This is a genomic window from Veillonella dispar, from assembly GCF_937975875.1.
In the GTDB taxonomy this organism is placed as follows: Bacteria; Bacillota; Negativicutes; order Veillonellales; family Veillonellaceae; genus Veillonella; species Veillonella dispar_B.
Genome location: NZ_CALJSP010000019.1, coordinates 1 through 5,296, shown reverse-complemented (window position 1 = coordinate 5,296; position 5,296 = coordinate 1). Strand labels below are relative to the sequence as shown.

The window sequence follows — 5,296 nt, the reverse complement described above, 5'->3', positions numbered from 1 at the left end:
CCGTGCCGATGACCATGCCGATGACGATGCGCAGCACGAGGCTGACGCTGTTGTACACTATATCCAAAGATAGCACTCAATATAATAGGAATATAAGGTCCTATAATAGGTACTTGATGAAATGCAACACCAATTAAATTTGCAATAATAAGACCGAATAATAAACCGATGGTGCCTGCAATCAATTCTTGATTTGGAATATGAGTAAGAATGCGTTCTAAACGTTTAGCAATGACTAAGCCTTGCTTTAAAATAAATGAAGAAATTAAATACCCAATAATAACGCCTAATAAAGTACCAAAAATTAATACTGAAATACGTGCAATAGTCAATGACATATCCCCAAAAGACTCAAATTGAGAGACCAAATATGGGTCGATAATAGGTGCTAAGCTATCCATTCCAACATAGGCCGCTGTGCCCACAAGAATGGCTATTACATAGCGCAATATGCGATAAATCATTACATCACCTCCTAATTAAGAAAATACCAACTGCATTGCCTCTTGAATAGATTTAACGCCTCTAATCTTGATAGAACTATCATTATCCTTGATTTGCTTATAATTGCCTTCAGGGATAATAAACTTTTTAAAACCTAATTTCTTCGCTTCATTGATACGCTGTTCAATACGTGGAATGCTACGAACATTACCAGTGAGTCCTACTTCACCTAAAATGACCATATCGGTAGGAACAATGCGATTTTTTAAATTAGATACGATAGCAACGGCCATAGACAAGTCACAAGCTGGTTCATTTACCTTGAGACCACCAATAACGTTAACGTACACGTCCTTATTACCTAACGTGAAACCACAACGTTTTTCTAATACTGCCAAAAGTACAATTAAACGATTAAGGTCATAACCGATTGCAGTTCTTCTAGGCATACCAAAAGCAGTCGTAACAACAAGGCTTTGTACCTCTACAAGGATAGGACGAACCCCTTCAAGATAAATCATAACGGCGCTGCCGCTTTCCTCATCAGATCGTTCTGCCAATAAGGAAGCTGATGGATTAGATAACTCTTGTAACCCTTCCTCAACCATGGCAAAAATACCTGTTTCAGATGTAGATCCAAAACGATTCTTGATTGAGCGCAAAATACGGAATTGGTAAGACCGTTCGCCTTCAAAGTACAGCACTACATCCACCATATGTTCTAACATACGAGGCCCCGCAATATTACCTTCCTTAGTAACGTGTCCAATGATTACTGTTGGAATATTGCGTTCTTTACAGAATCGAAGGAGTCGTGATGTACATTCTCGCACTTGGCTAACACTACCTGGAGCAGCATCGATATCTCCAGTATACATGGTTTGAATAGAGTCGATAACTAACAAAGAAGGCGTCATTGCATCAGCTTGCTCTAAGATATGATCTAAATCTGTATCAGCAATAACTTGTAGTCGCCCACTATTGATATGAAGTCGTTCTGCCCGAAGCTTAAGCTGTAACTGAGACTCTTCTCCAGATGCATATAGTACAGTACCTATCGTATCAGCCACCTTTTGAGATACTTGAAGAAGTAGTGTAGACTTGCCTATACCAGGATCACCACCTAAGAGCATAAGGGCCCCAGGAACAATCCCACCACCTAATACGCGGTCGATTTCACCAAAGGTTGTAGAGACACGAGCGAGAGATGAAATTTCAATATCTGGTAAAGCTGTTGGTTTTGTTGTTTGGCTTCCCACACCTCGTGAAGGTGTGCGGCTATGTTTAGTTTCTTTAATAATCTCTTCAACTAATGTATTCCATTCACCACATTGTGGACAACGCCCCATCCACTTAGAAGACTCCGCTCCACAATTTTGACAGAAGAATACTGATTTTGCTTTTGCCATATTACCTCAAAACTGTTATAAAAGATAAAAAAGGTCATGAATGATAACCATTCATGACCTTTTATGCATAATTTTACTACATGGTTAACTATCACTATTCTATAGTATACCATTTAAGCCATATAATTTATATGAAAGGTAGTCATTAACTATTAATTTTGTATTTATATTAAATCGTTACAACAATATCATTATCCTTTGCATTAGCTTTAATAGTTTTTCCTGCTATCGCCTCTCCTTTCAAAATAAGATCGGATACAGGGTCCTCAATTAAGCGTTGAATAGCGCGTTTTAAAGGCCGAGCCCCCATTGTAAAATCGGAACCTTCTTTAACGAGCAATTTCATAGCCTCAGGTGTAATTTCTAAATGTAAATCACGTTCTCCAAGACGTTTTATTACATCACTCATCAAAATTGTTACAATTTTTGTTAAATCCTCTTCAGTTAATGGATGGAATACAATCATCTCATCAATGCGATTTAAAAACTCTGGTCTGAAGTGACGTTTTACTGCATCCAGAACAGACTTCTTAGCCTCTTTAAAATCTATTCTTTTGGAATCATTAGAATGAGATTCTGCTTTTTTCGGTGCCAAGAAACCTAATTCTGTAGAGTTCTTATGTAATGCTTTTGCACCTAAGTTACTCGTCATGATAATAACCGTATTTCTAAAGTCTACGGTTCTCCCTTGACTATCTGTAAGACGGCCATCATCAAGAACTTGTAATAGGATATTAAAGAAATCTGCATGAGCCTTTTCTACTTCGTCAAGTAAAATAACGCTATATGGTTTACGTCGAACTGCATCAGTCAATTGGCCTCCCTCTTCATAACCTACATATCCTGGAGGTGCCCCAACTAAACGGGAAACAGTATGTTTTTCCATATATTCAGACATATCAAGTCGAATCATAGCAGATTCATCGCCGAACAAGGAGGATGCAAGCGCTCTTGCTAGCTCAGTTTTACCAACCCCTGTTGGTCCAAGGAACAAGAAGGAACCAATTGGACGTTTTGGATCCTTTAATCCAGCCCTTGCACGGCGCACAGCTTTTGCTACAGCTGTAACAGCATCATCTTGACCGATGACACGTTTATGTAATTCATCTTCTAAATGAAGCAAGGTTTCTGATTCTTCTTCTGCGATTTTAGTTACAGGAATACCAGTCCACTGAGCTACAACGGCAGCGATATCTTCCTCTGTAACTATTAATTTTTGATCACTTTCTTCTTTAGCTACAGTTTTTTTATCATCAATTTCTTTAACTAGAGCTTGCTCTTCATCACGAAGTTTAGCTGCCTTTTCAAAATCTTGTGATGTGACAGCCGCTTCTTTTTCCTTCTTAACCGTATTGAGTCTGTCTTCTAAAGCTTTAACATCTGGTGCCGCCGAAAATACCTTCATACGAACCTTAGATGCAGACTCATCAACCACATCGATAGCTTTATCCGGCAAAAATCGATCTGTAATATATCGACTAGATAAGGTAACAGCAGCTTTTAATGCTTCATCTGTAATTTTAGCCTTATGGAAGGCCTCATAACGATCTCGTAAGCCTCTCAAGATTTCAAGAGCATCCTCTTCATTAGGTTCCCCTACTTGAACAGGTTGGAAACGACGCTCTAAGGCAGCATCTTTTTCAATATGCTTTTTGTATTCATCAAGTGTCGTAGCGCCAATCACTTGGAATTCACCGCGTGCCAAAGCTGGTTTCAAGATATTTGCCGCATCCATAGCGCCTTCAGTGGCACCTGCTCCAACTAATGTGTGAATTTCATCAATGAATATAATCATATCCTTATGTTGTTGCACTTCATCGATTGCTTTTTTCAAGCGTTCTTCAAATTCACCACGGTATTTTGCACCAGCTAGCATAGAGCTAATACTAAGAGAAATAATGCGTTTGTTACGCAAAATCTCTGGTACATTACCGTTGACAATACGTTGTGCCAAACCTTCAGCAATAGCCGTCTTACCTACACCAGGTTCACCGATAAGAACTGGATTATTTTTAGTTCTACGACTAAGAATTTGGATAACACGTTGGATTTCTGTATCACGACCAATAACAGGATCAATTTTACCTTGTTTTGCAGACTCATTTAGGTCCGTAGCGAAATCGGTTAAATCACCTAGGTCGCCATTGTTATTTGCTCCTTCTTGACCACTATGATTACCATTAGAACTAGAGCCAAGAATATGACGAATCGCTTCTACTATATCGTCGGTACGAATATTCATAGCCCGTAAAATCCCAACTGCAACACCACCGCCGTCGCTGAGTAAACCAAGTAGAATATGCTCAGTACCAACGTAATTATGATTCATGCGATTAGCTACTTGAACAGCTAACTCAAGTACATGCTTAACACGTGGCGTCATATATATAGATGTTGCTTTTTTATTACCGCGGCCCACTTGCTCTTCTACAGCTTCAAAAATATCTTCTGTAACAATATTAAGCTCTTCTAAGGCCTTAGCAGCAACACCATTTTTAACCTTTGTCAGGCCGATGAGTACATGTTCAGTGCCTACATAGTCATGTCCCAACTCCAATGCGGCTTCTTGAGCAAAGGAAAGGACACGCTGTGCATCATCTGTAAATCGTTGCATCATACTATCACCTCATCTATCTATGTAAATTGTAATTATTTCTCTTCAAATATATGTAAACAATGGTAGGCTATACCGTTGGAATAGCTATTAATGTGAAAGCTTTTGACGGATTACCTTTGCCCGATAGCTATCACGCTCGATATCTGTTAGATTATCATTTCCTGCATACTTTGAAAGGAAATTAGGTCTAGTTATAGCAATCAGCTCATTAAAGGAATCCTTACCCCATTGAGGTAAAATATTTAAGTCAACGCCTAACTGGATATCACTAAGCTTTGTTAAGGCCTCTTTACCATTTACACGGCGTGCATTCTGTAGAACCCCATAGGAGCGCCATAACACATCTTCTAAACCTTCTTTATCATTATGTAATAATAACTGTCGAGATTTTCGCTCTTCTGCAATAATCCCTTCTACAATCTTTGTTAATTGTTCTATTGTATCTTTTTCACTAGTACCCATGGTACGTTGGTTAGAAATTTGATATATATTTCCTAATGCTTCTGAACCTTCACCATATAATCCACGCACAGAGTAGCCCAACTGAATGATGCTACGAATAAGCCGTGTAATTCGTCCCGATATGGTCAATGCTGGCAAATGTAACATTACAGATGCCCTCAAACCTGTGCCTACATTAGTAGGACAAGCCGTTAAATAACCAAATCGTTCATCAAAGGCATATGGATATTTTGCTTCAATAGCCTTGTCGATTTTTAATACACGTTCATAAGCTACTTCTAATCTCAATCCAGAAACCATAGATTGAATTCGCAAATTTGACGGTTGAATCTTAGGAATAGAGAAGTCCTCTCCCTTGAATTGT

General features: G+C 38.8%; 3 protein-coding genes and 1 pseudogene. All 4 read right to left on the bottom strand.

Annotated elements, in window-relative coordinates; all coding sequences use genetic code 11:
- Nucleotides 1–464: pseudogene (locus tag Q7P05_RS00765) on the bottom strand (hypothetical protein); the annotation flags it as partial.
- A 15-nt stretch (nt 465–479) separates the two neighbouring features.
- Nucleotides 480–1,853 carry a DNA repair protein RadA gene (radA, locus tag Q7P05_RS00760; RefSeq protein WP_303930055.1) on the bottom strand — a complete coding sequence of 458 codons (1,374 nt, stop codon included), beginning with the start codon at nt 1,851–1,853 and terminating at the stop codon, nt 480–482.
- A gap of 169 nt (nt 1,854–2,022) precedes the next feature.
- Nucleotides 2,023–4,470, bottom strand: a complete 2,448-nt coding sequence (locus Q7P05_RS00755; RefSeq protein ID WP_303930054.1) for an ATP-dependent Clp protease ATP-binding subunit — start codon at nt 4,468–4,470, stop codon at nt 2,023–2,025.
- 87 nt (nt 4,471–4,557) lie between these two features.
- Nucleotides 4,558–5,296 (bottom strand): ATP--guanido phosphotransferase (locus Q7P05_RS00750; protein ID WP_303930052.1); only part of this gene is annotated, 739 nt, incomplete at its 5' end.

What these genes read in the sequence shown, in the direction of transcription:
- radA (WP_303930055.1), bottom strand. Translation starts at nt 1,853, where the DNA reads ATGGCAAAAGCAAAATCAGTATTCTTCTGTCAAAATTGTGGAGCGGAG.
- Q7P05_RS00755 (WP_303930054.1), bottom strand. Translation starts at nt 4,470, where the DNA reads ATGATGCAACGATTTACAGATGATGCACAGCGTGTCCTTTCCTTTGCT.